This is a genomic window from Afifella sp. YEN Y35 (assembly GCF_047553465.1).
GTDB lineage: Bacteria > Pseudomonadota > Alphaproteobacteria > Rhizobiales > Afifellaceae > Afifella > Afifella aestuarii.
In genome coordinates, this window is the sequence record NZ_CP180203.1 from 3,048,864 (window position 1) to 3,074,687 (window position 25,824).

The following is a 25,824-nucleotide window of genomic DNA, read 5'->3' on the forward strand; positions in this document are numbered from 1 at the left end:
TCGATCACAGCGGAAGAAATAAATGGGGAATTTCATGGATATGAAACACGTCGCCTCGCTCGCCTTCGGTCTCGCGATGGCGTTTGCAGCCCCTGCCTATGCCGAATCCGTCAATGTCGGCGTCACCACGACAGGCGTTCCCTTCACCTTCGTCGACACGGCCAGCCAAGAGCCGACGGGCGCGATGGTCGATCTCGCCAAGGCCATCACGGCGGATATCGGCGACGAGGCCGAGTTCAAGGTGGTGGCGTTTTCCGCACTGATCCCCGCACTTTCCAGCGGCAAGATCGACCTCATCTCGGCCGGCATGTTCGCCACCGACGAGCGCAAGAAGGTGGTCGACTTCTCCACCCCCGTCTATTCCTACGGCGACGCTATGTTCGTCGCGGCAGACGATACGACGGACTACACCCTCGATGATCTGAAGGGGGAGACGGTCGGCGCGCAGATCGGCACGACCTTTGCCGACAAGCTTCAGGCTCTCGGCACCTTCGGCGAGGTGAAGCTCTACGATTCCATCGCCGACATCATGCGCGACGTGAAGCTCGGGCGCATCAAGGCGGGCTTCGGCGACAAGCCGATCGTCGCCTATCAGGTCTCCCAAAAGCCGGAGCTCGGCGTGCGCCTCGTGCAGGGCTACGAGCCCATGCAGAAGGGCGATGTCGCAGTGGCCGTCTCCAAGGAAAATCCCGCCCTTCTGGAAAAGGTCAATGGAGCGATCGCGAAGCTGAAGGAGAGCGGCGAGCTCGACAAGATCTTCGCCAAATACGGCCTGTGAGAGATGCTCCCGAACGTCGCGGTATGATAATCCTTCTCATGCGTGAGGCAGCCTTCGGGCCGCCTCACCGGCGAGGTCTCGCATGAGCGACTTTTTCGTCAGTGCGCAAACCTACCTGCCCATCCTCCTCAAAGGCATGTGGCTGACGATTTCCGTCACGCTCCTGTCGCTGGCGCTTGCCACCGCGCTCGGGCTGGTCTGGGCGTTGTTTCGCACGTCGGGCCTCCGCTGGCTTTCCATCTCGACACGCATCGTGGTGGAATTCGTGCGCGGCATCCCGATCCTGGTCGTCCTCTTCTACATCTATTTCGTGATGCCGGAATTCGGCCTCGACCTCACCGCCTTCCAGGCGGGCGTGGCGGGCCTCGCGCTCACCTATTCCTGCTATATCGGCGAGACGTTCCGGGCGGGTATCGAGGCCGTCGACCGGGGCCAGGTGGAGGCCGCCAAATCGATCGGCATGAAGACGCCCTTGATGATGCGCCGGGTGGTGCTGCCGCAGGCCTTCAAGATCGTGGTGCCGCCCTATGCCAACAACATGGTGATGCTTCTGAAGGATTCCTCGCAGGTGTCGGTGATTTCGGTCGCCGAGCTCACCATGCAGGGCAAGATGCTCGCCTCTTCCACCTTCGACAACATGACCGTCTTCACGCTCGTCGCACTTCTCTATCTGTGCCTGACGGTCCCGCTCAATTTCGCCATGCGCTATGTCGAGGTGAAGATGGGACCGGCGCGATGATCAAGCTCGAAAACGTCCATAAGAGCTTCGGCGACCATGAAGTCCTGAAGGGCGTCGACGCGGAGATCGACAAGGGGCAGGTCGTGTGCCTGATCGGCCCGTCGGGTTCCGGCAAATCGACGCTTCTGCGCTGCATCAACGGGCTCGAAACCTACCAGGCCGGCCGGATCAGCATCGACGACGAGACCGTCGACGTCACCGCGCCTTCGATCCACGATCTGCGCACGCGCGTCTCCATGGTCTTCCAGCGCTTCAATCTCTTCCCGCACAGGACGGCGATCGAGAACGTCATGGAAGGGCCGCGCTACGTCCTGAAGCAGGACAAGGCGGCGGTGCGGGAGAAGGCGAAGCGGCTGTTGACGCGGGTCGGGCTCGCCGACAAGCTCAATGCTTATCCCGCCGCCCTTTCCGGCGGCCAGCAGCAGCGCGTGGCGATTGCCCGGGCGCTCGCCATGGAGCCGGAGGCGATCCTCTTCGACGAGCCGACCTCGGCGCTCGATCCCGAAATGGTCGGAGAAGTCCTGCAGGTGATGCGGGCGCTGGCGGAAGAGCACATGACCATGCTCGTCGTCACGCACGAGATCCTGTTTGCGCGCGAAGTCGCAGATCGCGTGCTTTTCCTGGACGGTGGCCGCATCGTCGAGGAAGGTGCGGCCGATGAGGTGCTGCGGCAGCCGAAGAACGAACGCACCCAGGATTTTCTACGCCGCGTCACCCATCCGGTTTGATCATCGAACCTTCGGACACTGCCATGTCAGAACATGTCGCTTCTCTTTGGGCCGCCACCGCCACGCCGGCGCCGGACACACCGCCGCTCATCGGCGAGGTCAGTGCGGATGTCGCCGTCATCGGCGCGGGCTTTACGGGTCTTTCCACCGCGCTCAGGCTCGCCGAAGGCGGGGCCAAGGTCGTCGTCATCGACGCATACGAGCCGGGCTTCGGCGCGAGCGGGCGCAATGGCGGTCAGGTGATCCCCGGCCTCAAATACGATCCCGATACACTCGACAAACTCTACGGCGAGGCCACGACGGAGTTTGCCGGACGCACGGCGGACACGACGTTCGCGCTCATCGCCAAACACGGCATCGCCTGCGACGCCGCCCAGCACGGCTGGATCCAGGCCTCGCTCAAAGAGAGCCACCTGCCGCTTCTGCGCACCCGCATGGAAGAGTGGCAGCGGCGCGGGGCACCGGTGGACATGCTCGACGCAGCGGGCATGGCGGAAAAGACCGGCAGTGAGCGTTTCGCAGGCGGCTGGATCGATCGCCGCGCCGGGCGCCTGCACCCGCTCAATTACGCCCGCGGGCTTGCCAAAGCGGCGATCGCGGCCGGCGTGCGCGTCTGCGGCGACAGCGAGGCGCGTTCGCTCACACGCACGGAGAGCGGCTGGATGATTGCGGTCGGCTCAAGGGGCAAGCTCCGCGCCAATGAGGTGGTCGTAGCGACCAACGGCTATACCGGCAGCCTGTGGCCCAAGCTGAAGGCGACGGTGGTGCCGGCCACCAGCATCCAGATCGCCACCAGACCGCTTCCCGAGGACCTTCTCGCCAAGATCCTGCCGGAGCGCAGCGTCGTCTCGGACAGCCGGCGCATCGCCAATTATTTCCGCATCGGCCCGGAGAACCGCTTCATGATCGGCGGGCGCGGCCCCTTCGGCGCTCCGGAAGTGCCGGGCCATTACCGCCGGCTGATTGCGGCCATGCACACGCTCTACCCGCAGACGCGGGAGCTCGCGATCGACTATTTCTGGGCCGGACGCGTGGCGATGACGCGCGATCATCTTCCGCATGTGCATCAGCCGGCGCCCAATCTCACCATGGCACTCGGCTACAACGGCCGCGGCGTCGGCCTTGCGACCTCGCTCGGCCAGGCGATCGGCGCGCATCTTCTCGACCGCTCAGCACCCCTGCCGCTGAAGCTCACCGACATCACGCCTTTGCCGGCGCACGGCCTGCACCCGATCTACGCCACGGCGATGATCAACTATTACCGGCTGAGAGATTTTTTCGAGAAGTAGGGGCGACAACTTTCGGCGCCCGTTCGTGGGGATGGGCGCCAAGCGTCTCCGCCAAACCTGAAGCCACGCGCTTAAGCCGCGCTCACGCCCGCGAAGGGCGGCAAAATCATCAAAAATGTCATTGGAAGAACGCTTTTGCGGGGTGCCGGCGCGCCTCAATCGGCGCTCCTCCCGAAATGTGGTGCCCAGGAGAGGACTCGAACCTCCACGCCTTGCGGCACACGGACCTGAACCGTGCGCGTCTACCAATTCCGCCACCTGGGCTCGGGAGCGGGCACCCCCTTAAGCCCTGGCGAGGGGTGAAGTCAATCGGAAGTGTCGCTTGATGACGGACTTTCCGTCGCGCGCGGCTTATCGGCAATCTGAAGGGCCGGCAGGGCACCCGACGGGGCCGGCAAAGCGGGGTCTGCGGCCTGGCGGCTCTTCACCCTTTGCACCAGCCGTCCCTTGCGCCGCTCGCGGATCCTGACCCGCTTGATGCGGCGCGGATCGGCCTCCAGGATCTCGATCTCGAAACCGTCGAGCGCATTGACGATCTCGCCCCGGACCGGGATGCGACCAAGCAGCGTATAGATGAGCCCGCCCACGGTCTCGACCTCCTCGCCGAGCTCGCCCATCTGGAAGGCGGGACCGATCACGTCGGCCAGTTCGTCGAGTTCGGCGCGGGCATCGGCGACGAAGACGCCTTCCGCCACCTTGGCGATATCGGCGTCTTCCTCGTCGTCGTGCTCGTCTTCGATTTCGCCGACGATGGTTTCCACGAGATCTTCGAGCGACACGAGACCGTCGGTGCCGCCATATTCGTCGATGACGAGCGCCATCTGGGTGCGCCCTGCCTGCATCCGCTCCAGGAGCATGCGCGCCGGCATGGAAGGCGGCACGAAGAGGATGGGGCGGATGATGCCGGACGAGCGCAGCGGCTGGCTGAGATCGACGGGCGAGAAATCCAGAGAGGCAGAGAAGCGAAAGCGGCGTTCCGTCTCCTCCTCGGCCGCAGCCATGCTTTCAGGCTGCTCCAGATCCTTGCGCGCATGCTCCAGCATCCAGCCCACGACGTCTTTCAGATGGACCATGCCCATCGGATCATCGAGCGTTTCGCGATAGACGGGCAGGCGCGAATGCCCGGCTTCCTTGAAGGCCATGAGCACGGTCGCGAGCGGCACGTCATGGTCGACCGCGTCGATATCGGCACGCGGCACCATGACATCGTCGACGCGCATATCCCCGAGCTTGAGGACGGCGCGCAGCATGGCGCGCTCTTCCGGCGCGAAGGCTGCTCCGTCGACTTCGTCGGCGGCGAGCACATGCTCGATTTCGGATCGCGCCGAACCGTTCGACTTGCCGCCGATCAGGACCTTGAAGGTCGCGCGCAGGCGATCTCCCACACTTTCGGGCGTAGATTCAGAGACATCGTAGGAAAGTCCCGCAGGACTTCGAGATCGGTCGTCGTTCATGATCCTGGGACCGGAAAGGCAGCATCGGCCTGACGATAGGGATCGGCAATGCCGAGCCGGGCCAGCGCGTCCTTCTCCAGCGTTTCCATCTCCTCTGCTTCACTGTCTATTTGGTGATCATGGCCCAGCAGATGCAAGCAGCCATGCACCAGTAAATGGGCGAAATGGTCGAGAAAAGCTTTCTTCTGCTCTTTGGCTTCACGCTCGATCGTCTCAAAAGCAAAGACGATGTCGCCCAAAAGGGGCCCCGGCGGCTGCGGATAGGACAAGACGTTCGTCGGCTTGTCCTTGCCGCGCCAGTCCCGATTGAGGCGCGCGATCGTCGCATCGTCGGTCAGGACGATGCTGAGTTCGACAGGTTCAAGGGCGCCTTCAGGCGGCGTCCAGCCGGCGACGGCAAGAGCCGCGCCGACGGCCTTGTCCATCAACGGGTCGAGCTCGGTCTGCGGAGGCCACGCCTCCGTCTCGCGAATCACGTCGATCGCAACGGCAGACATGTGTCCTCAGAGCTCGCCCTTGGATACGGCACGGCTTTGCTTGTCATAGGCGTCGACGATGCGCTGCACGAGGGCATGGCGCACAACGTCCTCCGCGCCGAAGCGCACGATCTCGATGCCTTCCACGCCGTTCAGGATGCGCGTCGCTTCCATGAGGCCGGAAATGTCGCCTTCCCTGAGATCGATCTGCGTCGGGTCGCCCGTCACCACCATTTTCGACCCCTCGCCGAGACGGGTCAAAAACATCTTCATCTGCATGGCGGTGGTGTTCTGCGCCTCGTCGAGAATGACGACGGCATGGGAGAGCGTGCGCCCGCGCATGAAGGCGAGCGGCGCGATCTCGATCGTGCCGGAAGCGAGAAGCCGTTCCACCTTGTCGGCGGCCATCATGTCATAGAGGGCGTCGTAAAGCGGCCTGAGATAGGGATCGACCTTCTCGCGCATGTCGCCCGGCAGAAAGCCGAGCCGCTCGCCGGCTTCGACCGCGGGGCGCGATAGGATGATGCGTTCGATGTCGCCGCGCTCCAGAAGGGCGGCGGCGAAGGCGACCGCGAGATAGGTTTTGCCGGTGCCGGCCGGACCGATGCCGAAGATGAGCTCGCAACGGTCCATCGCCCGAATATACGTGTCCTGGCGCGGCGTGCGGGCGGTGACGGAGCGCTTGCGCGTGCCGATCTGGGCAAGCTGAACGCGTGAGCCCGTCTCCAGGCTCGGCAGCGACCATTGTGCGCCCGGCGTATCGGCCATGCGGATCGCACCCTCCACGTCGCCCTGCAGCACGTCGTGACCTTCCAGGAGACGCTGATAGAGCGTGTTGAGGATGGCGCGCGCCTGACGCAGCTCGTCCGGCTCGCCGATCAGGCGCACGACATTGCCGCGGGCGACGGCTTCGACGCCGATCCGCCGCTCGATCAGGGCAAGGTTCTGGTCGTATTCGCCGAAAAGAGCACTCGCCAGACGGTTGTCGTCGAAGACGAGTTCGATCTCTTCCGAAGTCGCGGATCTTTCCCGCTTCGGCCGCGGACGCGACACTGCCATCAGGCGGAAAGCCTTTCCAATGGGGGGCTCATCAGGCTGGCGAAAAGAGAATTGGCGCCGATCTCATCCACCTTCACGGAGACGATCTCGCCGATGAGATGCGCCGGCGCATCGACATGCACGGCCTGGAGGAACGGCGAGCGGCCGACGAGCTGGCCTGGACGCCTGCCGGGCTTTTCCAGAAGCACATCGATCACCCTGCCCTGCATGGCCGCATTAAAGCGCGTCTGCTGCTCGCTCAAAAGCGCCTGAAGGCGCTGCAGACGTTCCGACTTCACGGCTTCGTCGAGCTGCTCACGCTCGGACGCCGGCGTGCCGGGACGCGGGGAATATTTGAAGGAATAGGCCGAGGCGTAGCCGACGCGGGCGACGAGATCCATCGTGGCGGCGAAATCGCCCTCGCTCTCGCCCGGAAAGCCGACGATGAAATCGCCCGACAGAGCAAGATCGGGGCGCGCTTCACGCAGCCGGTCGACGAGACGGAAATACTCCTCGCGCCCATGACGGCGGTTCATGGCGGCAAGGATCTTGTCGGAGCCCGACTGCACGGGAAGATGCAGATACGGCATCAGCTTGTCGCAGTCGCGATGGGCGGCGATCAGATCGTCGGCCATGTCGCGCGGATGCGAGGTCGTGTAGCGGATGCGCTCCAGCCCCTCGATCTCCGCCAGCTCCAGCACGAGACGGGCAAGCGACCAGTCGGACCCGTCCTCGGCCTCGCCGTGATAGGCGTTGACGTTCTGGCCGAGGAGCATGATCTCGCGCACGCCGGAGCCGACGAGGCGCCGCGCTTCGGCGAGGATCTTGGCGACCGGACGGGAGAATTCGCCGCCGCGCGTATAAGGCACGACGCAGAAGGTGCAGAACTTGTCACAGCCTTCCTGCACCGTGAGGAACGCCGCCGGATTGGCCGCAAGCCCGGGACGGGCGCGCGCCCGCGAGGGGATATGATCGAATTTGTCTTCCGCCGGGAATTCGGTTTCCACCGCCGCGCCGCCTTCACGGGCGCGCGCAAGCGCGGCACCGAGACGATGGTAGCTCTGCGGGCCGACGACGACATCGACGATCGGCGCGCGCCGGATGATCTCCTCACCCTCGGCCTGCGCCACACAGCCGGCGATGGCGATCTCCACGCGCCGGCCTTCCTCCTTCGCCGCCTCTTTCAAGGGGCGCAGGCGGCCGACTTCGGAATAGACCTTTTCGGCGGCCTTTTCGCGGATATGGCAGGTGTTCAGGACAATAAGATCGGCGTCTTCCGCCGTCTCGACAGCATCATAGCCGTCACGTGCCAGCACGTCCGTCATACGATCGGAATCGTAGACGTTCATCTGACATCCGTACGTCTTGATGAAAACTTTGCGTCTCGCCGTGTTCATGAAAAACGGCGCGTGCTCCTCGCCAAGCGCATCATATACCAGCTTTAACCGAATTGAGCCGCGCTCGCTAGGCCCTTTCAGGCTCAGGTTCAAGCGATATTTCTTCGGCCATGCGCATCACTTTTTGGGGATCGCGGCCGGCATTGAGCTCGGCCACCACCTCTTTGACGAGCGCACCCGCCGCGCGGGTGACGCGCTTGCGGTCGCCGTCGCGCGCGATCGTTACGGGTGGCAGGAAGGCGACATGCACGTCGACCGCGCCCTGTGACATCAAGCGGCTCAGATGCGGCAGGAGATCCATACCGCCATACCAGGCGACCCAATGCCGGTGCTGGCGACCGAACGGCATGCCGAGCATGCGGGTATAGGCGATCGCGACCGGCTGCAGCGTGACGGGCCGGCCGTCCGAAAAACTGCGCTGGGCGGCGCCGACGATAGCGGAGCGAAAGGCGAGCACCTTGTTGCCATCGGAGGACGTGCCTTCCGGGAAGAGCACCATGACATCCCCGGCGACGAGACGCCCCGCGATCTCATCCGCCGCCTTGCCGGTCTGATGGCGCCTATCCCGGTCGATGAAGACGGAGCGCTGCAATTTGGAGAAGAGACCGAAAAGCGGCCAGTCGGCCACCTCCTTCTTCGCAATGAAAGAGACCGGAGCGATCGCGCTCAAGACCGGGATATCGAGCCAGGAGATGTGATTGGCGAGGAGAAGCAGCGGGCGTTCGCCGGCGATCTTCCCATGCACGAAAAGGTGGATATCGAAGAGGCGCAGAACAAAGCGGTGCCAGTACAGCGGCACGATCTTCGCCCAACGGCCACCGAGCCAGAGGCCCAGCGCCTGCGCCGGAATGGCAAAAGGCAGAGACAGGAGGAAGAGAAAGGCCGCCGCGGCAAGCCGGAGATGTGCAAACATCCGAGCCCTACCCTGCGATCGGCGCCGGCACGGCGCGGATCAAGCGTAGCGAGAGACCACCGCAACGGCAGGCACTCGCAGGATGCGGACAACGCGGCGTGTCTTGCATGGGCTTGTCTCCGGTGCTGCGGCTAGAGGAGGTCCCGGCGCATGACAAGCGCCGGCAGGCGGGTGTGATCATCGCGGGCATAATAGGCCGGCCTTTTGCCGACCTCCTCGAAGCCGAGCTTGCGGTAGAGCGAGACGGCCGCCGCGTTGCCGGCCTCCACCTCCAGATGCAAAGTCGCCACCCGCTCGTGGTAGAGCCGGCGCATCGTCTCTTCGACGAGCCTCTGGGCGATGCCGCGCCGCCGATAGGCGTTCAGGACGGCAAGCGTCAGCACCTCCGAATCGTCCGCTGCCTGACGATAAAGGATGAAGCCGGCCGGCGCCCGACGCGTCACGCGACCGGTATGGAACGCCACCAGCGCCTTCACGCCATTCTGAGACAGGAAGGACGCGAAGTCGCCATCGGTCCAGGCGTGACGGAAGGCGTCGGCGTGGATGCGGGCGAGAATCGGGCTGTCCTCGGACGTCGCGTCGCGCAGGGTGATCTCGATACGGGGAATCATGATGTCTTAAGGCGCCGTCTCAGGGATTTGTCCGTCTGCGGTTTGGCGTCGGGAGGACGCAGGTAAAGCGGTCTGGGCGGGCTCACCGCATGCCCTGAAAGGGCAAGACGGGCGACCATGGCGATGTCGGCGGAGGGACGCGCATCGGCGACGATCGCGGGAAGACCGTCGGCTGCGAGCATCCCCGCAATACCATTGGCGCCCGCGCCACAAAGCACGAGCCCCTCGAACGCATAAGGCGCAAGAAAGGCGGCCGCCTCATCCTGCACCTCCCGTTGCGAGGCGATGATCTCCTCTCGGGAGGAAATCTCTTCCATGCGCAGGAAGACGTTGCCGCGGCCGGCATCAAGGATCGCTGCGACGAGACCCGCCGCACGATGCGCGGCCTCGCCGTGGCGCACGCCCTCGCACAGCGCCTCGAGGACATCGACGCCGAGGGCAGGGATTTGCAGTGCGAGCGCAAGCCCGCGCGCGGCCGCAACGCCGATGCGGATGCCGGTGAAGGAGCCCGGGCCGAGCGTGGTCGCAACCGCCGTCAGATCGGAATAGGTGGCGGAAGCGTCAGCCAGGCATTCCTCGATCAAGGGGAAAAGCCGCTCGGCATGACCGCGGCCGATCTCCACCTCGCGGCGGGCATGACAATTGATCTTGCCGTCTTCGAGGGTCGCGAGCGCGACGGCGCAAAAAGGTCCGGCAGTGTCGAGGGCGAGAAGCATCACCCCCGCTCTACTCACGGGGGCAATCGCTGTCGAGATGAAGAAAGCGAAGGGCTGACCCGATCAGACCGGGCGCACCTCCTGAACGTCCGGCACGAAATGACGCAAAAGGTTCTCGATGCCGTGCTTCAAGGTCGCCGTCGACGACGGGCAGCCGGCGCAGGCGCCGCGCATGTTGAGAAACACGACGCCGTTCTTGAAGCCCTTGAAGGTGATATCGCCACCGTCATTGGCAACGGCCGGGCGCACGCGCGTCTCGATCAATTCCTTGATCATGCCGACCGTCTCACTGTCGGCATTGTCGAAGAATTCGTCGCCGTCTTCTTCCTCATGCGCGTCGGCGAGTACCGGCTCGCCGGAGAGGTAATGCTCCATGATGGCGCCGAGGACGGCCGGCTTCATGTGCTGCCATTCAGCATCGTCCTTGGTGACGGTGATGAAATCCTGGCCGAGGAAGACGCCGGCGACGCCGTCCACGGCGAAGATCCGTTCCGCCAAAGGCGAAGATGCGGCTTCTTCCGCTGTGCGGAAATCGCGCGTATCGGCCGGCAGCACGTCCCGCCCGGGCAGGAATTTCAGCGTTGCTGGGTTGGGCGTTTCTTCGGTCTGGATGAACATCGAAACCTCATCGCACGCGACAAATTGCGCGCTTTCACATCGTGGACGGGAGATGGACCCGGCGCGCCGCTTCGTCAAGGGCGGCGCAACGAGCAGCATCTCGCGGCAAACCTCTGATCCACCTGCCGAAGCGCCAGCCCGTCAGGCAACGAGGGCGAGAACGAAGCCGTCCCATCCCTTGGCACCGACGGTCTGGATCGCCGTCGCGGAGAGGCGCGGCTCATCACCGATCATCTCCAGGAATCGGCGTGTGCCGACGACACCCGGCTCGGAGGATTGCGGGTCTCTCACCTGCCCGTCGCGCACGACATTGTCGCCGAGGATGACGGTGCCGGATCGCGAGAGCTTGAGCGCCCATTCCAGATAGGCCGGGTTGTTCGGCTTATCTGCGTCGATGAAGATGAAATCGAAGGGGCCTCCTCCCTCCTCGACAAGCCGCGGCAGCGTCTCGAGCGCCGGGGCGACACGGATCTCGACCTTCTCCGCCAGCCCGGCGCTGGCGATGTTGGCGCGCGCCACCGCCGCATGCTCTTCCGCCGCTTCGAGGCTCACGAGACGGCCATCGTCCGGAAGGGCACGGGCCAGCCAGATCGTCGAATAGCCGCCGAGCGTGCCGATTTCGAGAATGCGTTTCGCTCCCGCCATGCGGGCGAGAAGGTGAAGGAGTTTGCCCTGGGCCGGGGAGACATCGATCGCCGGGAGCCCGGCCGCCTCGTTGGCGGCGAGCGCCGCCCGAAGCGCGTCATCCGACCCCACAACGGTCGCTTCGAGATAGCTGTCGACCGCCTGCCATTCCTTTGTCGTCATCGTTATCTCCCGCTCGGCCGTCAGACTATGCGGATGGGCTGTCCCAAGGTCCAGCCCGAGCGAGACCTGCGGGCGGCTTCAACCCTTCGTGAGGAGCCCCGATTCCCAGCCGAGCATGGCGCGCTTGCGGGTGATGCCCCAATGGTAGCCGGTGAGCGCGCCCTTTGCCCCGACGACGCGATGACAGGGCACGACGAAAGAAATCGGATTGCGGCCGACGGCGGCACCGACGGCACGGGCCGCCTTCGGCCGTTCGAGCTTTTTCGCCAAAGCACCGTAGCTCGTCGCCGCGCCCACGGGAATTTTGAGGAGGCTTTCCCAGACGCGCACCTCGAAGTCGGAGCCGATGAAGACGACCCGCAGAGGCTCCTCGGCTCGCCAGGCGGAGGGTACGAAGACGCGCTCGGCATAGCGCGCCGTCGCGTCCGGGGCATGGCGATAGCGGGCCTGCGGAAACCGCCCCGTCATTTCGGCAAGTGTCGCCTCTTCCTCGCCCGGATCGGCGAATGCGAGGCCGGCGAGGCCGTAATCCGTCACCAAAAGCAGAGCCTTGCCGAAGGGCGAGGCGTGGAACCCATAGGCGATCTCCAGCCCCTCGCCACGGCTCTTATAGGCACCCGGCGTCATGGCGTGGTGGGTGACGAAGAGATCGTGCAGGCGCCCAGGGCCCGAAAGCCCGAGCTCGTAGCTCGCGTCGAGAAGATTGGCGGATTGATCGAGAAGCCGCTTGGCGTGATCGAGGGTGACCGCCTGCAGAAACCCCTTCGGCGACAGGCCGCACCAGCGCGTGAAGAGCTTGTGCAGGCGCGTCGGGCTCATGCCGACCTCGGCCGCGATCTCCTCCAGTTCCGGCTGGTCGCGGTAATTCCTGCTGAGATAGGCAATCACCGCGCAAACGATTGCGTAATCCGCCTCGGGGTTCGTCGGGTCGCGGTTCGTCATGGAAGAAGCAAGGGGGCTGTGCATGGTCATAGCGGTCCTCCAGGCTGTACGATGACCGCGCTTCGACGCCGCTGCCACCCGTTTCTTGCGCACCGGGTGGTGGACTAGCCGGCCTCCATCATGGTTTCGGCGAAGGCAGGCGGACGTCTGACAGCATGGAGCGCGTCGCTTAGCGCATCGGCAAGGCTCGCCCGGTCGTCGGGATTGAGGAATTCACCGATTGTCACGTTCTCGCCCCGGCTGACGAGGTGAAGGCGCACCACGCCTTCGTCTTCGAGCTCGCGCACCTCCAGCCGGCTCCAATAGGGATCGAGCCTCAGCTCACGCGCCCGCCCGTTCGGGGCGACCTTGCGGATGAGGAGATCTCTGCGGCTGACGGTCACGTCCTCGAAGGCACGACCGGAGCGGTAACTGAGCGCGAAGGCGCCCAACAAGATCAGGAAGTCGAGGCCGAAAAAAGCGCCGATCGGCCAGGCTCCGAGACGCCAGAACAACAGGCCGGACAGAAAACAGGTCGCGCCGAAGACCGCCATGACCGCAACGAAGCCCCGCGGGCCGAGCGAACGGTGCGGCGTCAACGTGACCGAAAAGATCTCCTCGTCGCCGGAGGCGGCGACAGGCGCGTTGCTCTCATTCATTTGGAATGATTATAGGGAGAAGATGGGCAAAAACACGAGTGTCAAAAGGAAGAAAGCGGCTCCCGCCGGCTCCCTCCTCTCCAAAGACGAGATCGTCACCTTGTTCTCGCGGCTGAAGGCGGAGCGGCCGGAGCCGACGAGCGAGCTCGTGCACACCGACCCTTACACGCTGCTCGTCGCTGTGGTTCTGTCGGCGCAGGCGACGGATGCCGGGGTCAACAAGGCGACCAAAGAGCTCTTCCGCGTCGCCCCGACCCCGGACAAGATGGTGGCGCTCGGCGAGGAGGCCGTGCGCGAGCACATCAAGACGATCGGGCTTTACCGCAACAAGGCGAAGAACGTCGTGGCGCTGTCGCAGCAGCTCATCGCCGAATATCAGGGCGAAGTCCCGCCGAGCCGGGAAGCCCTGGAAAAGCTGCCGGGCGTCGGGCGCAAGACCGCCAATGTCGTCATGAACGTCGCCTTCGGCGAAAAGACCATCGCCGTCGACACGCATATTTTTCGGGTGTCCAACCGGACGGGGCTCGCGCCCGGCAAGGATCCGCTCGCCGTTGAGCTGATGCTCGAAAAAGTCGTGCCCGACGATTTCAAGCTCCACGCCCATCACTGGCTGATCCTGCACGGGCGCTATGTCTGCGTGGCGCGCAAACCGAAATGCCCCGATTGCGTCATCGCCGATCTCTGCCGCTACGAGGCGAAGACGGAGCCGGCCGGATTGGTGCTGGACAAAGGATAAGCGGTCCGATGTGACCGCCCTGCCCGTCCCTCCGCCTCAGACCGCGAAAAACGGGCGCCAGCACGCGTCACCTACCGGCTCGATGAAAAAATCGGCCCAACGAAAAAGGCGGCCCGAAGGCCGCCTTTCCCGAAGCCCGTGTCGGCGTGGATCCTGTCTCTTACTCGCCGAGACCTTCGAAAAGCGGCGTCGACAGATAGCGCTCGGCGAAGGAGGGGATGATCACGACGATGTTCTTGCCCGCGTATTCCGGCCGCTGGCCGAGCTTCACGGCAGCCGACAGGGCCGCGCCTGAGGAAATGCCGACCGGCACGCCTTCAAGCTGCGCGACAAGGCGGGCATATTCGAAAGCTTCGTCGTTGGTCGCTGGAATGATCTCGTCATAGACCGACGTGTCGAGCACTTTCGGGGCAAAGCCTGCGCCGATGCCCTGGATTTTGTGCGGGCCAGGATTGCCGCCGGCCAGCACCGGGCTGTCCGCCGGCTCGACCGCCACGACGCGGATATCTGGCTTGCGCTCCTTCAGCACCTGGCCGGCGCCGGTGATGGTTCCACCCGTGCCAATGCCAGCCACGAGAGCATCGATCGCGCCGCCGGTATCGTTCCAGATCTCCTCGGCCGTCGTCTTGCGGTGGATCTCCGGATTGGCCGGATTGTCGAACTGCTGCGGCATGACGGAATTCGGCGTCTGCTCGAGAAGCTCCTCCGCCTTGGCGATGGCGCCCTTCATGCCCTTCGGACCTTCGGTGAGAACGAGCTCGGCGCCCAAGAGCGCCACCATCTTGCGACGCTCGATCGACATCGTTTCGGGCATGACGAGGATCAGCTTGTAGCCCTTGGCGGCCGCTGCGAAGGCGAGCGCGATGCCGGTGTTGCCGGATGTCGGCTCAATCAGCGTCGTCTCGCCGGGCTTTGCCTTGCCGTCGCGCTCCAGCGCTTCCAGCATGGCCACGCCGATGCGGTCCTTGACCGAGGCGATCGGGTTGAAGAATTCGAGCTTCGCCAGAAGATTGGCCTGAACGCCCTTCTCCTTGGCGAGCTTGTCGAGGCGTACGATCGGCGTGTCGCCGATCGTCTCGGTAATCGAATTGTAGATGCGGCCACGACCTGGCTTGCGGGCAGTGACATCGCGCTGAAGCGCCTGATCGTTCATGGCGTCCTCCATCGAAAATTTCGGAAATCTCTAGGCCAACAACCTAGGCCCCGCCGCTGTTCCCGGCGAGGTGCAGCTCCGCGATTCGGGCCGCCGCGAAAGAACGGCATTTCAGAAATGCACCCGCGGGGAGCACCAGATTCCATTTCGGCAAAGCACACACGCGTACTGAAGTTTCAGGGCCCCGACGTCCCGCGACGATGCCTTATCGGCGGCGGCGCTCGATCATGTCGGTGGCAAGCGCAGTCGCCACGCCGAAGATCACGTGCATGCCGAAGCGCTTGCCGGCCTGACCCTCGGGCGCGCGAAAGCGGCCATGGGCGATGCCGACGGCATGACCGAGGCCCGCCGAGGTCACGACATGCAGGAGCGCGCCGAAACCCGCGCCGAGGAGCGCTGGCGAAACCGCCGGAAAGCGCTCGCGCACAACCGAATAGGCCTGACCGAAACCGGCCGCCGCGAGGAGATGGTTGCCCTGCGACGATGCCCAGACGCGCGCATCATGGCGGCGCGAAAGCGCCTGCGAAGGCCGATCGAACAGCGCCTCCTCCTCTTCAGGAAGCGCGATGTCGGCCAGTCCGCTTTGACGGCCGGCCGCGATCACGGCGGTCACGATTGCGCCGCCGATGAGGCCGCCCAACATGGCATTGATGGTGCTGGTCAAGGGCTGCTCCTTTGTCTCCACCTCAGGGTTGTCGATACCAACTGCCAGGCTCCCCAAAAGGATGCACGAGGGGCTGCCGGGCAGAAACGCCGGGCTCACAGCGTCGTGTTTCCTCCAGGGTGGTGCATCAGCAGCTGAACACTGCAAAGCCATGTCCCGGCACCACGGCGACACTCTCCTCACCTTCCCCTTCGAGGTTCGCTTCGCCTGCAAGCTGCTCGCGTGCGGCCGACACCGGCAGACGGGCCGGCTCCTCCTGCAGATTGAGCGCGACCAGGATCTTTTCCCCCCCTGCCGCACTCTCATAAACGAGCGCTGCATTTTCGAGGTGACGCACCGTGACCCGCGAGCCGTGAAGCCAGGCATGGCGCCGGCGAAGGCCGATCAGCTCCTGATGCAGGCGGAAGATCGGCGCCCCGAGCTCCGACAGCTCAGCAGGACTGTCGGGAAACGCCGGGCGGATCGCATCATCGCCGCCGATCCGGTCTTCCTTGATGCCGCGGAAGGCCTGTTCGTCGCCATAATAGACGAAGGGCGTGCCAGGCAGGGTGAAGAGGAGCACAACGGCATGCGGCAGATGACGCTCGTCGGTCAACTTGGAGGCGATGCGTGTCACGTCGTGATTGCCGAGGAAGGTGACGGGCACGAAATCGTCCAAGAGCGCGTCATTGCGCTCCAAGGCCCAGGCGAGCTCGAAGAAGTTGCGGTCGTTGAGGGCGCTCCATAAGGCCTTCCACAATTCGTACTGGGTGAGCGAATCGAAGCCCGATTCCCGGACGATAGCCGGATAGTCGCCGTGAATGACCTCGCCGAAGATGAAGGCGTTCGGGTGCTTTTGACGAAGTCCGGGCAGGATCTTTGCCCAGAACGCCGGCGGCACCGCATAGGCCGCATCCAGGCGCCAGCCGTCGGCGCCGCGCGCCAGCCAATGATCCATGACCGAGGCAACGTATTCTGCCACCGCCGGCTCGTGGTGATTGAGCGCAACGAGCTGATCGTGGCCTTCGAAATTCTCGTATTGCGGCTCGCTGCCAGGCTGCCAGTCCTGCGGCCATGTCAGGCGAAACCAGGCCGCCTTATCGCTTTTTGGGCCGTGCTCGATCACATCGCGGAAGAACGGGTGGTCACGGCCAACATGGTTGAACACGCCGTCGAGAATGATCTTGAGGCCGCGGGCATGAGCCTCATGGACCAGGCGATCGAAGTCGCCATCGTCGCCGAGGCGGCGGTCGACGGCAAAATAATCGAGCGTGTCGTAGCCGTGCGTGGCCGACTGAAAAACCGGCCCCAGCGCAAGTGCCGACGCGCCGAGCTCCACCGCATAGTCAAGGTAGTTTTCGAGCCGCGGGAGGCGGTGCGCCACCGGCGCCGCGCGATCATTCTCCGCCTCTGCGCCCGCAAAACCCAGCGGATAAACATGCCAGGCAATGGCGTGCCTCACCCAATCGATCATGCGTCGCCCCCTTTTCGCTTCAGCCTGTCGTCGTGCCACCGCAAAGAGCGCGGTCCCGAGATTTGACCACCCCTACGCGGTCGAAAGAACCCGCACGCGACCCAAGAAAGTGGCCAAAGAAAAAGGCCGGCTCGCTCGGAGCCGGCCTTCCAGAATTTTTGGATGCGGCACCACGGCCGCATCCTGGTGAGCTGTCGCTTACTCGGCCGCGGCGCGAGCCTGGTCCAGCCAATCGTTCCACTCTTCCTGGTGGCCCTTGATCCAAGCATCAGCGTGACGCTCGATGTCTTCCTCGGAATCCTGGCCGTCGCGCATCAGAAGGTTCTCAGCGGAAATATCGTTGGCCGAGATCTCCATGACGGAGAAGAGCTTCGCAGCCGCCGGGTTGGCTTCCGCAAATTCGCGGTTGGCAGCGATCTTCTGCTCGTTGGCCTGGAAGCCGTAGTTGGAGCCGTCCGGCAGCGAGGTGTCGACGTCCTTGCGCTCACCCGGAAGCGAGGAGAACGGCACGTTCAGCCAGACCACGTCCTTGCCCGGAACGAGCACACCAGACACCCAGTAAGGCGTCCAGGTGTAATAGAGAACCGGCTCGCCCTGCTTGTAGCGGGTGATCGTGTCGGCGATGATCGCGGAATAGGAGCCCTGGTTGTGGGTGACCGTGTCGCGCAGGTCGAACGCGTCGAGCTGATGCTCGATCACCTTCTCGCAGCCCCAGCCCGGGGTGCAGCCGGTGAGGTCGGCCTTGCCGTCGCCGTCATGGTCGAAGATCTTGGCGATCTCCGGATCCTTGAGCTGGCCGAGATTGGTGATGTTGTGCTCTTCGGCCGTCTTCTTGTCGATCAGATAGCCCTGCAGCGCGCCGGGTGAGTAGACGCCTTCGCGGTAGATCTTATCCTTGCCGCCGGCTTCCTCGAAGAAATCCTTGTGCAACGGATCCCAGCTGTCGGCCATGAAGGTGCCGTCGCCATTGGCGAGCGCGACATAGGCCGTCGCATATTCCAGTTCCTTGATCGGCTGGACGTCGTAGCCCAGCTCTTCAAGCGCCTTGTTGACGAGAACGGTCTGGAAGGTCTCCTCCGCAATAGAGGATTTGAGCGGAATCACTTCCACGCCTTCGCCCGGCTTGTCCTGGGCAAGCGCAGAGCCCGCGGCGAGCGCGGCCGTGAGGCCGGCAGCAGCCGCAAGCCCGCGCAAGGCTTTCGGTGTCATCGGGTAGTTCATGATGTGATCTCCCTTCGGGGTTTTCATCGTGGCCGCAAAGCGGCCGTTTCTGCAGGTCCGGCTGGGTGCCGCCGGGCCTACGCTTCTCTGGGCTCGGTCTTCGCGTTCTTCGACGCTGCAGACCCCCGCCCGGTGAGGCGCCGCACCAATCCGACCGGGCCGGTCTCGTACCAGGCGATATTGCCGCGGTCCCGTTTGGTGATACCAAGCGACTGTGTCATCCGGTCGATGATGATGGCCAAAAGCACGATGCCAATGCCGCCCACGGTGGCGAGGCCCATATCGAGACGGCCGATGCCGCGCAGAACCATCTGACCGAGGCCGCCGACCGCGATCATAGAGGCGATCACCACCATCGACAGCGCCAGCATCAGCGTCTGGTTCACGCCGGCCATGATCGTCGGCATGGCGATCGGCAGCTGCACCTTGTAGAGGAGCTGCCGCTTCGATGAGCCGAAGCTCTTGGCTGCTTCGATGAGATCGCCCGGAACCTGGCGGATGCCGAGATTGGTGAGGCGGACCAGAGGCGGCAGCGCGAAGATGATCGTCACGATGACACCCGGCACGTTGCCGATACCAAAAAGCATCACGATCGGCACAAGATACACGAAGGCCGGCGTCGTCTGCATGGCATCGAGGATCGGCCGGACGATCTGCGCGACGCGGTCGTTGCGCGCCAGCCAGATGCCCATCGGCAAACCGATCAAAATGCAGAAGAAGACTGAGGTGAAGACCAGCGCCAGCGTCACCATGCTCTGATCCCAGGCGCCGATCGCGCCGATGAAGGTCAGAGCGATTACCGCGCCGATGCCGAGCCGTGGCCCAGCCGCCTGCCAGGCGAGCAGACCAAGGAGGACGATCATGACGACTGCCGGCACGCCGAGAAGGGCGCTTTGAATGGCCGACAGCACCCAATCGATCGGCAGGCGCACGGCCTGAAAGATCGGACGGAAATTGGCGACCACCCAGTCGAGGAGATGCTCCACCCAGTCTTCGATCGGAATGATCGCCCGATCGAACGGATGCATGATATCGAAATGGTGCTGCGGCGGGGGTGCCGCCTGGCTCAACCAATCCGGCGTCGAAGAGCCGCCGCCGGCCGGAACGCCGGCATCGGAACCGCCGCTCGCGCCCCAGGGATTGGCGGAACCGGAGGCCGCATCGGCCGCTCCGGAGGCGGCGCCATCTGAGGTCTGTGCGACAGCGTCGGCGCCGGAAGAGGCCGCGCTGTCGGCACCACTTTGGGCCGACGAGGCCCAGGGATTGCTGGTCTCAGGCATCTTGCGCGGTCTCCCTGTCCAAGGCTTGCAGAAGCAGCGCCCTTGAGACGACGCCGAGATAGCGCCCATTGTCGTCGACCACCGGCAGGCCGCAGGGCGCGGCCGCAACGGCGCCGATGATCTCTCCGATCCTCGTATCGGCCTTCAAAGGCTCGATATCGGGAAGGAAGGCATTCCGGAGCTCCGGTTTTCCCGACTTCACCTGCTCTTCGAGCGAGGCGGCGGAGACCACGCCGTGGAAATGCTGACGCCGGTCGAGGACATAGGCATAGTCGCGGTCGGCCTTGCCGATCCGCTGCAAAATGCTGCGGATCTGGCCGTCGCGCTCCACCGTCGTCACCTGTTCCCGCACGGCGACGTCGCCGGCGGTGAGGACGTTCGACACGTTCACGCCGCGGAAGAAGGAAGCGACGTAATCATCGGCCGGGTTGTTCAAGATCTCGTCAGGTGTACCGACCTGGACGACGCGGCCGCCTTCCATGATGGCGATGCGATCACCGATGCGCATCGCCTCGTCGAGATCGTGGGAGATGAAGATGACGGTGCGCTGCTGCTCTTCCTGCAGTGTCACAAGCTCGTCCTGCATCTCCGTTCGGATCAACGGATCGAGGGCCGAAAAGGCTTCGTCCATCAGAAGGATGGATGGATCGTTGGCGAGCGCGCGCGCCAGACCGACGCGCTGCTGCATGCCACCCGAGAGTTCGTTGGGGTAACTGTCGCCGCGGGCCTCGAGCCCGACCTGGGCGAGCGCGGTGCGGGCTCTTTCCTCACGCTGGGCCAGCGGCACGCCGGCGAGCTCCAGCCCGAAGGCGGCGTTCTGCACAACGCTCAGATGTGGCATCAGCGCGAAGGATTGAAACACCATGCTGATGTGTTTGCGACGGAAATGCATGAGCTCCTTGTCGGACATGGCCGCAATGTCGGAGCCCTTGACGATGATCTCGCCAGCGGAAGGATCGATCAGCCGGTTCAACATGCGCACGAGCGTCGATTTGCCGGAGCCGGAAAGCCCCATCACGACAAAGATTTCGCCCTCGTGAACCGTAAAACTGGCGTCACAGACGCCGACCGTCATCCCCGTCTTCTCGTATATCCCGTCTTTATCGAGCCCCTCCCGGTAGAGGGAGATCGCCTTGGCGGGGTCGTCGCCGAAAACCTTAAAAAGATTTTTGACAACAAGCGTCTCGCTTTCGCTCAAGTCGCTTGGTCCTTTGCGATTTCAACTAAAAGAGGATTGGGTGGCAGGAGAGGTATGGCCGAGGGGCCGATGAGTCAACCTTTAGCCGCCATCTTTTCGCCTCAATGGAGCCAAGATCGGCGGTTTTCCGGGGCTGCGCGCCGTCTCGAAGAGGAGCGCACAAATTGCATCTCCCGGAACAATTTTCATCTCGTGAAACGGATGTGCGCGGTTTTGTTGGTCGATCCGACGAGATCAGCCCGTCGAGCCGAAGCTGCCCTCACCCCGCTCGCTAAGGCCCGAAAACTCCGCCACTTCCTGAAAACGCGGTGTCAGGACCGGCACGAAAAGCATCTGCGCGATGCGTTCTCCGGGCTCGATCAGGACGGCGTCACCCGAGGCGTTGCGGTTCCAGGCGCTGATCATGATCGTACCGTGATAGTCCGCGTCGATCAGCCCCACGCCATTGCCGAGAACAAGGCCCCGTTTGTGCCCGGCCCCGGAACGCGGCAGGATCAGAGCCGCGATGTGGGGATTGGCAATCGAAAGGGCGAAGCCCGCCGGAATGAGCGCCGCGGGCGCTCCGGCATCGAGCGTAAGAGGCGCTTCGAGGCACGCCCTGAGATCGACCCCGGCCGCCATCGCGGAATGCGCGAAGGGCAGGCCCCAATCCCGGAGACGCTCATCCAGGATCTTGATTTCAACGCGGGGCGACGCATCGACGCTCATCAGCACTCTTCCTCACCAGGGGCCGGACACGGCTCACCAAGGACATGGCTCACCAACGACATCCGGCCGGCGCGTCGGGCGGATGTCGTTCTTTGCAGGCCATCCCGATCGCCACGGCGTTGCAGGAAGGGTCCCGCCGGTCAAGGGAGCAGAGGGTGGTCACCCACATTTGCAATTTTCTGAATGTGATCCATGTGGTGGGCGTCAGGAACCAGAGAGGACATGATGCGCCATTCCGCAAAGCCCGCCGTGACCGCTTTTTTCGATAAACGAACGTTTTCCGTGCAGTATGTCGTGGCAGATCCCGCCACGAAGCGCTGTGCGATCATCGACCCGGTGCTCGATTACGATGAGAAATCCGGGGCGACGGCCACCTTCAACGCCGACCAGATCCTCGCTTTTGTCGAACGCGAAGGGCTCGTCGCGGAATGGATCCTCGACACGCATCCGCATGCCGACCATCTCTCGGCTGCCCATTACCTGCAGGAAAAGACCGGCGCTCCCCGCGCCATCGGCGCGCATGTGACCGACGTGCAGAAGCTCTGGAAGGGTCTCTACAACTGGCCGGACTTCCCGGCTGACGGGCGCCAATGGGACAGGCTTTTCGCGGATGGCGACGATTTCCGCATCGGCGAGATCGAAGGCCGCGTCATGTTCTCTCCGGGCCACACGCTTGCCTCCGTCACGTACGTCATCGGCGATGCGGCCTTTGTCCACGATACGCTGTTTCAGCCGGATTTCGGCACGGCGCGGGCGGATTTTCCCGGCGCCGATGCCGCGACGCTTTGGAACTCGATCCAGGAGATTCTGAAGCTTCCCGAGGAGACGCGCCTCTTCACCGGCCACGATTACATGCCGGACGGGCGCGAGCCGCAATGGGAATCGACGGTCGGCGAACAGAAGGCGAAGAACAAACACCTCCAGCAGGCGCAAACGCAGGCCGCCTATGTGGGACTGCGCAACAAGCGCGACAAAAACCTGCCGATGCCGAAGCTGATCCTGCACGCGTTGCAGATCAATATGAACGGCGGGCGCCTGCCGGAACCGGAGGCAAATGGCCGGCGCTATCTCAAGATTCCACTCAACACGCTCGAAGGCGCGGCCTGGGAGTAGGGCTTCAGGCCGCGCTTTCCTCCTCACACAAAGGCATCACCGCTCAGGTGATGACGTCGGGCTCGGTGCGGCCGGTGTGTTTTTCGATCCCGGCCACCTCGCCCGCGGCCGCGATGATTTCGGCGAGCGCCTGCTGCGGCTCCTGAGTGTGATCGCCGCCCGCCGGCTCGAAGCGCTCCAGGTAGACACGCAAGGTCGCGCCCTCCGTGCCGGTGCCCGACAGCCGGAAGACGGCGCGGCCGCCGCCCTCGAAAAGAATGCGAAGCCCCTGATGCTCGGCGAGGGAGCCATCGATCGGGTCGTGATAGGCGAATTCGTCGGCGCCTTCGATGGTGAGGGAGCCGGCGGTCTCGCCCTTGAGAGAGCCGAGGCGCGCCGTCAGCTCGGACATCAGCGTTTCCGCACGCTCCGTCTCGATCGCCTCATAATCGTGGCGCGTATAGTAATTGCGTCCGAAGCGGGCCCAATGCTCGCGCACGATCTCGGGGATCGACTGGCGGCGGACGGCGAGGATGTTGAGCCACAGAAGCACCGCCCACAGGCCGTCCTTCTCGCGCACATGGTCAGAACCGGCCCCAGCACTTTCCTCGCCGCACATGGTGATTTTTCCGGCATCGAGAAGATTGCCGAAGAATTTCCAGCCGGTCGGCGTCTCGTAGAGGGAAATGCCGAGCTCTTCGGCCACGCGGTCGAGGGCGCGGCTCGTCGGCATGGAGCGCGCCACGCCGGCAAGGCCACGCTTGTAGCCGGGCGCGAGATGCGCATTGGCGGCAAGGACCGCAATGGAATCGGACGGCGAGACCGGCAGGCCGGGGCCGAGAACGAGATTGCGGTCACCGTCGCCATCGGAGGCGGCGCCCATATCGGGCGCCTCGGGCGCGGCCATGAGGTCGAAAAGCGCCTTGGCGTGGACGGGGTTCGGATCGGGGTGCAACCCGCCGAAATCCGGCAGCGGCTCACCGTTGCGCACCGTCCCCACGGCCGCCCCCAGGCGGCCTTCCAGGATCGCCTTCGCATAGGGGCCGGTCGCAGCATGCATCGCATCATAGGCGAGGCGGAAGCCGGAGGCGAAGAGCCCCGAGATCGCATCGAAATCGAAGAGCTCTTCCATGAGGACGGCATAATCCGTGACCGGATCGATCACTTCGATCATGACACCGTCATGCTCGACCGTCGCCACTTTGGAGAGGTCGATCTCGTCGAGATCGGCAATCTTGTAAGAGGAGAGCGTCTGCGTCGCCTCGTAGATCGCGGAGGTGACGTTTTCGGGGGCCGGCCCGCCATTGGCGAGATTGTATTTGAGACCGAAATCGCCGTGCTCGCCGCCGGGATTGTGACTGGCGGAGAAGATGAAGCCGCCCGTCGCCTGACGCTTGCGGATGACACAGGAGGCGGCTGGGGTCGACAGAAGCCCGTTCTGGCCGATGATGAGATGCTTCGCGCCTCCAGCCGCGAGCATGCGCACGAGCGTCTTGATCGCCTGACGATTGCCGAAGCGGCCGTCACCGCCAATCACCATCGTGGCGCCTTCGACACCGCCGATGCCTTCGATGATCGCAGCGATGTAGTTTTCCAGATAGCCGGGCTCCAGAAAGGCCGCGGTTTTCTTCCTGAGGCCGGAGGTCCCGGGCTTCTGTCCGGCGATCGGCTTTGTCGACACGGTCTCAATGTTCACTTTGTCTCTCCCATCTTCTTCTGGCGCGCGTCTTTGAGCATGCGCCGGTAGAGGTTTCTGTAGAGCCGGGCCGAGGCGGACCAGCCGAAATCGGATTGCATCGCCGCGCGCCGGGCGACACGCCAGGCTTTTCGGTCGGCCCACAGATCGAAGGCACGGTCGAGCGTATGGCGCAGCCTTTCAGGGGTTACCGGCGCGAATTGGAAGCCGGTCGCCGTTCCCGCCTGAACGGCAGCGGCATTGGCATCGATGATCGTGTCGGCGAGCCCGCCGGTGCGCGAGACGATCGGCAAAGTGCCGTAGCGCAGGCCGTAGAGCTGGGTCAGGCCGCAGGGCTCGTAGCGCGATGGAATGACGATCGCATCCGCCCCCGCCTGCAGGAGATGCGACAGCGGTTCGTTGTACCCGATGACGGTCGCGACCCGGCCTGGATTGTTGAATGCCGCCTCGCGGAAGCCCGCTTCCAGATGCGTCTCACCGCTGCCCAGAACGGCAAGCTGCCCGCCACGCCATAAGAGCTGCGGCAGGTTTTCCAGAAGAAGATCCATGCCCTTTTGCTGAGTCAGGCGACTGACGACGCAAAAGAGCGGCGCGTTCGGATCGTTTTCAAGGCCGAGACGCTCCTGCAGCGCCTCCTTGTTGCGCGCCTTGCCCGCCGGCTTCTCGGCCGAATAGGGCGCCGCGATCAACGGATCGTTCGCCGGATCCCAGACGCCGGCATCGATGCCGTTCAGGATTCCGCACATATCGGCCTGGCGGTGGCGGATGAGGCCGTCGAGGCCCCAGCCGAATTCAGGGCTTTCGAGCTCGCGGGCATAGGTCGGACTCACCGTCGAGACCTTGCTCGACATGGCAATGCCTGCCTTCAGGAAGGAGATCTGGCCCCAGAATTCGGTCAGGTCGCGGTGGTAATAGCGCCCCGGCAGACCGAGGCGCGTGATCTCCGCCGCGGGAAAGACACCCTGGAAGGCGATGTTGTGAATGGTGAAGAGGGTCGGCAGATCGATCTCATCCGCAGCGAGATAGGCCGGCACGAGGCCGGCCTGCCAATCATGGATGTGCAGGAGCTGCGGCCGCCATCGGCCGACGCCGTGCGCCGCGATATCGGCGGCGACGCGCGCCAAGGCGGCAAAGCGCAGATGATTGTCCGGCCAGTCATGGCCATTCGGCCCGACATAGGGATTGCCGACGCGGGCAAAGAAGGCCGGCACGTCGAGCGCCCAGACCTTGAGCCCTTCCTCTGTCGTCGCGGCGAGAAGGCGGCCTTCCTGGCCGAGAACTTTCCCGCCTGGCAAGGGGAGCGCTTCCGCTTCCCTCAGCCGCTCGCATACCTCTGGGTAAGCCGGCAGCAGAACGCGCGCATCGACGTCTTCCCCGGCAAGCGCGAGCGGCAGGGCCCCGATGACATCGGCGAGCCCCCCGGTCTTGACCAGCGGATAGCATTCGGAGGCGACGAAAAGGACTTTGTTCACGGCAACA

General features: G+C 64.2%; 26 protein-coding genes and 1 tRNA gene. 6 read left to right on the top strand and 21 right to left on the bottom strand.

Going from position 1 to position 25,824, the window contains the following annotated elements; all coding sequences use genetic code 11:
* Window positions 1-34 precede the first annotated feature (34 nt).
* The 4 genes from ACK8CP_RS14575 to ACK8CP_RS14590 all read left to right on the top strand — a co-directional run bounded on the left by ACK8CP_RS14575 (window position 35) and on the right by ACK8CP_RS14590 (window position 3,534).
* Window positions 35-778, top strand: coding sequence for a substrate-binding periplasmic protein (locus ACK8CP_RS14575; protein ID WP_414832301.1), 744 nt, complete (start codon window positions 35-37; stop codon window positions 776-778).
* Window positions 779-860: 82 nt separating this feature from the next.
* A complete protein-coding gene (locus tag ACK8CP_RS14580; protein WP_234629904.1) occupies window positions 861-1,517 on the top strand; it encodes an amino acid ABC transporter permease in 657 nt (218 codons plus the stop codon).
* Entirely contained in the window at window positions 1,514-2,245 is a 732-nt protein-coding gene (locus tag ACK8CP_RS14585) for an amino acid ABC transporter ATP-binding protein (protein ID WP_414832302.1), read from the top strand. Before ACK8CP_RS14580 ends, ACK8CP_RS14585 begins: the two co-directional genes overlap by 4 nt.
* 23 nt (window positions 2,246-2,268) lie before the next feature.
* On the top strand, window positions 2,269-3,534 hold the full coding sequence (locus ACK8CP_RS14590; protein ID WP_414832303.1) for an NAD(P)/FAD-dependent oxidoreductase: 1,266 nt from the start codon (window positions 2,269-2,271) through the stop codon (window positions 3,532-3,534).
* 179 nt (window positions 3,535-3,713) lie between these two features.
* Here the strand turns inward: ACK8CP_RS14590 and ACK8CP_RS14595 are convergent.
* The 12 genes from ACK8CP_RS14595 to ACK8CP_RS14650 form a co-directional block, all read right to left on the bottom strand.
* Window positions 3,714-3,798 (bottom strand) — tRNA-Leu (locus ACK8CP_RS14595).
* A 41-nt stretch (window positions 3,799-3,839) separates the two neighbouring features.
* Window positions 3,840-4,988: a hemolysin family protein gene (locus tag ACK8CP_RS14600; protein WP_414832304.1), complete on the bottom strand. Its 1,149-nt coding sequence runs from the start codon at window positions 4,986-4,988 to the stop codon at window positions 3,840-3,842.
* On the bottom strand, window positions 4,985-5,485 hold the full coding sequence (ybeY, locus tag ACK8CP_RS14605) for an rRNA maturation RNase YbeY (protein ID WP_414832305.1): 501 nt from the start codon (window positions 5,483-5,485) through the stop codon (window positions 4,985-4,987). Before ybeY ends, ACK8CP_RS14600 begins: the two co-directional genes overlap by 4 nt.
* Before the next feature lie 6 nt (window positions 5,486-5,491).
* Entirely contained in the window at window positions 5,492-6,523 is a 1,032-nt protein-coding gene (locus ACK8CP_RS14610; protein WP_128290327.1) for a PhoH family protein, read from the bottom strand.
* A complete protein-coding gene (gene miaB / locus ACK8CP_RS14615) occupies window positions 6,523-7,899 on the bottom strand; it encodes a tRNA (N6-isopentenyl adenosine(37)-C2)-methylthiotransferase MiaB (RefSeq protein WP_414832306.1) in 1,377 nt (458 codons plus the stop codon). Before miaB ends, ACK8CP_RS14610 begins: the two co-directional genes overlap by 1 nt.
* Before the next feature lie 67 nt (window positions 7,900-7,966).
* Entirely contained in the window at window positions 7,967-8,812 is an 846-nt protein-coding gene (locus tag ACK8CP_RS14620; RefSeq protein ID WP_414832307.1) for a lysophospholipid acyltransferase family protein, read from the bottom strand.
* Window positions 8,813-8,943: 131 nt separating this feature from the next.
* Window positions 8,944-9,423: a GNAT family N-acetyltransferase gene (locus ACK8CP_RS14625; RefSeq protein WP_414832308.1), complete on the bottom strand. Its 480-nt coding sequence runs from the start codon at window positions 9,421-9,423 to the stop codon at window positions 8,944-8,946.
* Window positions 9,420-10,157 (bottom strand): tRNA (adenosine(37)-N6)-threonylcarbamoyltransferase complex dimerization subunit type 1 TsaB, encoded by a 738-nt coding sequence (tsaB, locus tag ACK8CP_RS14630; RefSeq protein ID WP_414832309.1) that lies wholly within the window; start codon window positions 10,155-10,157, stop codon window positions 9,420-9,422. The genes ACK8CP_RS14625 and tsaB overlap by 4 nt, the downstream gene beginning before the upstream one ends.
* A 45-nt stretch (window positions 10,158-10,202) precedes the next feature.
* Complete coding sequence (locus ACK8CP_RS14635; protein WP_128290332.1) at window positions 10,203-10,757, bottom strand: NifU family protein; 555 nt, start codon at window positions 10,755-10,757, stop codon at window positions 10,203-10,205.
* Window positions 10,758-10,898: 141 nt separating this feature from the next.
* Entirely contained in the window at window positions 10,899-11,564 is a 666-nt protein-coding gene (locus ACK8CP_RS14640; RefSeq protein WP_414832310.1) for an O-methyltransferase, read from the bottom strand.
* A gap of 78 nt (window positions 11,565-11,642) precedes the next feature.
* Window positions 11,643-12,530 (bottom strand): methylated-DNA--[protein]-cysteine S-methyltransferase, encoded by an 888-nt coding sequence (locus ACK8CP_RS14645; RefSeq protein ID WP_414834273.1) that lies wholly within the window; start codon window positions 12,528-12,530, stop codon window positions 11,643-11,645.
* Between the two features lie 80 nt (window positions 12,531-12,610).
* Window positions 12,611-13,144, bottom strand: coding sequence for a DUF2244 domain-containing protein (locus tag ACK8CP_RS14650; RefSeq protein WP_414832311.1), 534 nt, complete (start codon window positions 13,142-13,144; stop codon window positions 12,611-12,613).
* 22 nt (window positions 13,145-13,166) lie between these two features.
* Between ACK8CP_RS14650 and nth the strand changes: the two genes are divergently transcribed.
* Entirely contained in the window at window positions 13,167-13,880 is a 714-nt protein-coding gene (gene nth, locus ACK8CP_RS14655) for an endonuclease III (RefSeq protein WP_234629914.1), read from the top strand.
* A 160-nt stretch (window positions 13,881-14,040) separates the two neighbouring features.
* Here the strand turns inward: nth and cysK are convergent, their stop codons facing one another.
* The 7 genes from cysK to dut all read right to left on the bottom strand — a co-directional run bounded on the left by cysK (window position 14,041) and on the right by dut (window position 21,557).
* A complete protein-coding gene (cysK, locus tag ACK8CP_RS14660) occupies window positions 14,041-15,033 on the bottom strand; it encodes a cysteine synthase A (protein WP_414832312.1) in 993 nt (330 codons plus the stop codon).
* A gap of 205 nt (window positions 15,034-15,238) precedes the next feature.
* Window positions 15,239-15,697, bottom strand: a complete 459-nt coding sequence (locus tag ACK8CP_RS14665; protein ID WP_414832313.1) for a hypothetical protein — start codon at window positions 15,695-15,697, stop codon at window positions 15,239-15,241.
* 127 nt (window positions 15,698-15,824) lie between these two features.
* Window positions 15,825-17,150 carry an alpha-amylase family glycosyl hydrolase gene (locus ACK8CP_RS14670; RefSeq protein ID WP_414832314.1) on the bottom strand — a complete coding sequence of 442 codons (1,326 nt, stop codon included), beginning with the start codon at window positions 17,148-17,150 and terminating at the stop codon, window positions 15,825-15,827.
* Between the two features lie 198 nt (window positions 17,151-17,348).
* Window positions 17,349-18,371, bottom strand: coding sequence for a glycine betaine/L-proline ABC transporter substrate-binding protein ProX (gene proX, locus ACK8CP_RS14675; RefSeq protein ID WP_414832315.1), 1,023 nt, complete (start codon window positions 18,369-18,371; stop codon window positions 17,349-17,351).
* Window positions 18,372-18,448: 77 nt separating this feature from the next.
* Window positions 18,449-19,651 (bottom strand): glycine betaine/L-proline ABC transporter permease ProW, encoded by a 1,203-nt coding sequence (proW, locus tag ACK8CP_RS14680; protein ID WP_234629918.1) that lies wholly within the window; start codon window positions 19,649-19,651, stop codon window positions 18,449-18,451.
* Window positions 19,644-20,849 (bottom strand): glycine betaine/L-proline ABC transporter ATP-binding protein ProV, encoded by a 1,206-nt coding sequence (gene proV, locus ACK8CP_RS14685; RefSeq protein WP_234629919.1) that lies wholly within the window; start codon window positions 20,847-20,849, stop codon window positions 19,644-19,646. Before proV ends, proW begins: the two co-directional genes overlap by 8 nt.
* A gap of 234 nt (window positions 20,850-21,083) precedes the next feature.
* Complete coding sequence (gene dut, locus ACK8CP_RS14690) at window positions 21,084-21,557, bottom strand: dUTP diphosphatase (protein ID WP_414832316.1); 474 nt, start codon at window positions 21,555-21,557, stop codon at window positions 21,084-21,086.
* 222 nt (window positions 21,558-21,779) lie between these two features.
* Between dut and ACK8CP_RS14695 the strand changes: the two genes are divergently transcribed.
* The gene (locus tag ACK8CP_RS14695) at window positions 21,780-22,670 is read left to right on the top strand and encodes an MBL fold metallo-hydrolase (protein ID WP_414832317.1); all 891 of its coding nucleotides are present in this window, start codon (window positions 21,780-21,782) and stop codon (window positions 22,668-22,670) included.
* A gap of 43 nt (window positions 22,671-22,713) precedes the next feature.
* On the opposite strand, the gene ACK8CP_RS14700 is transcribed toward ACK8CP_RS14695, so the two are convergent.
* Window positions 22,714-24,345 carry an alpha-D-glucose phosphate-specific phosphoglucomutase gene (locus tag ACK8CP_RS14700; RefSeq protein ID WP_414832318.1) on the bottom strand — a complete coding sequence of 544 codons (1,632 nt, stop codon included), beginning with the start codon at window positions 24,343-24,345 and terminating at the stop codon, window positions 22,714-22,716.
* Window positions 24,342-25,817: a glycogen synthase GlgA gene (gene glgA / locus ACK8CP_RS14705; RefSeq protein ID WP_414832319.1), complete on the bottom strand. Its 1,476-nt coding sequence runs from the start codon at window positions 25,815-25,817 to the stop codon at window positions 24,342-24,344. The genes ACK8CP_RS14700 and glgA overlap by 4 nt, the downstream gene beginning before the upstream one ends.
* Window positions 25,818-25,824 lie beyond the last annotated feature (7 nt).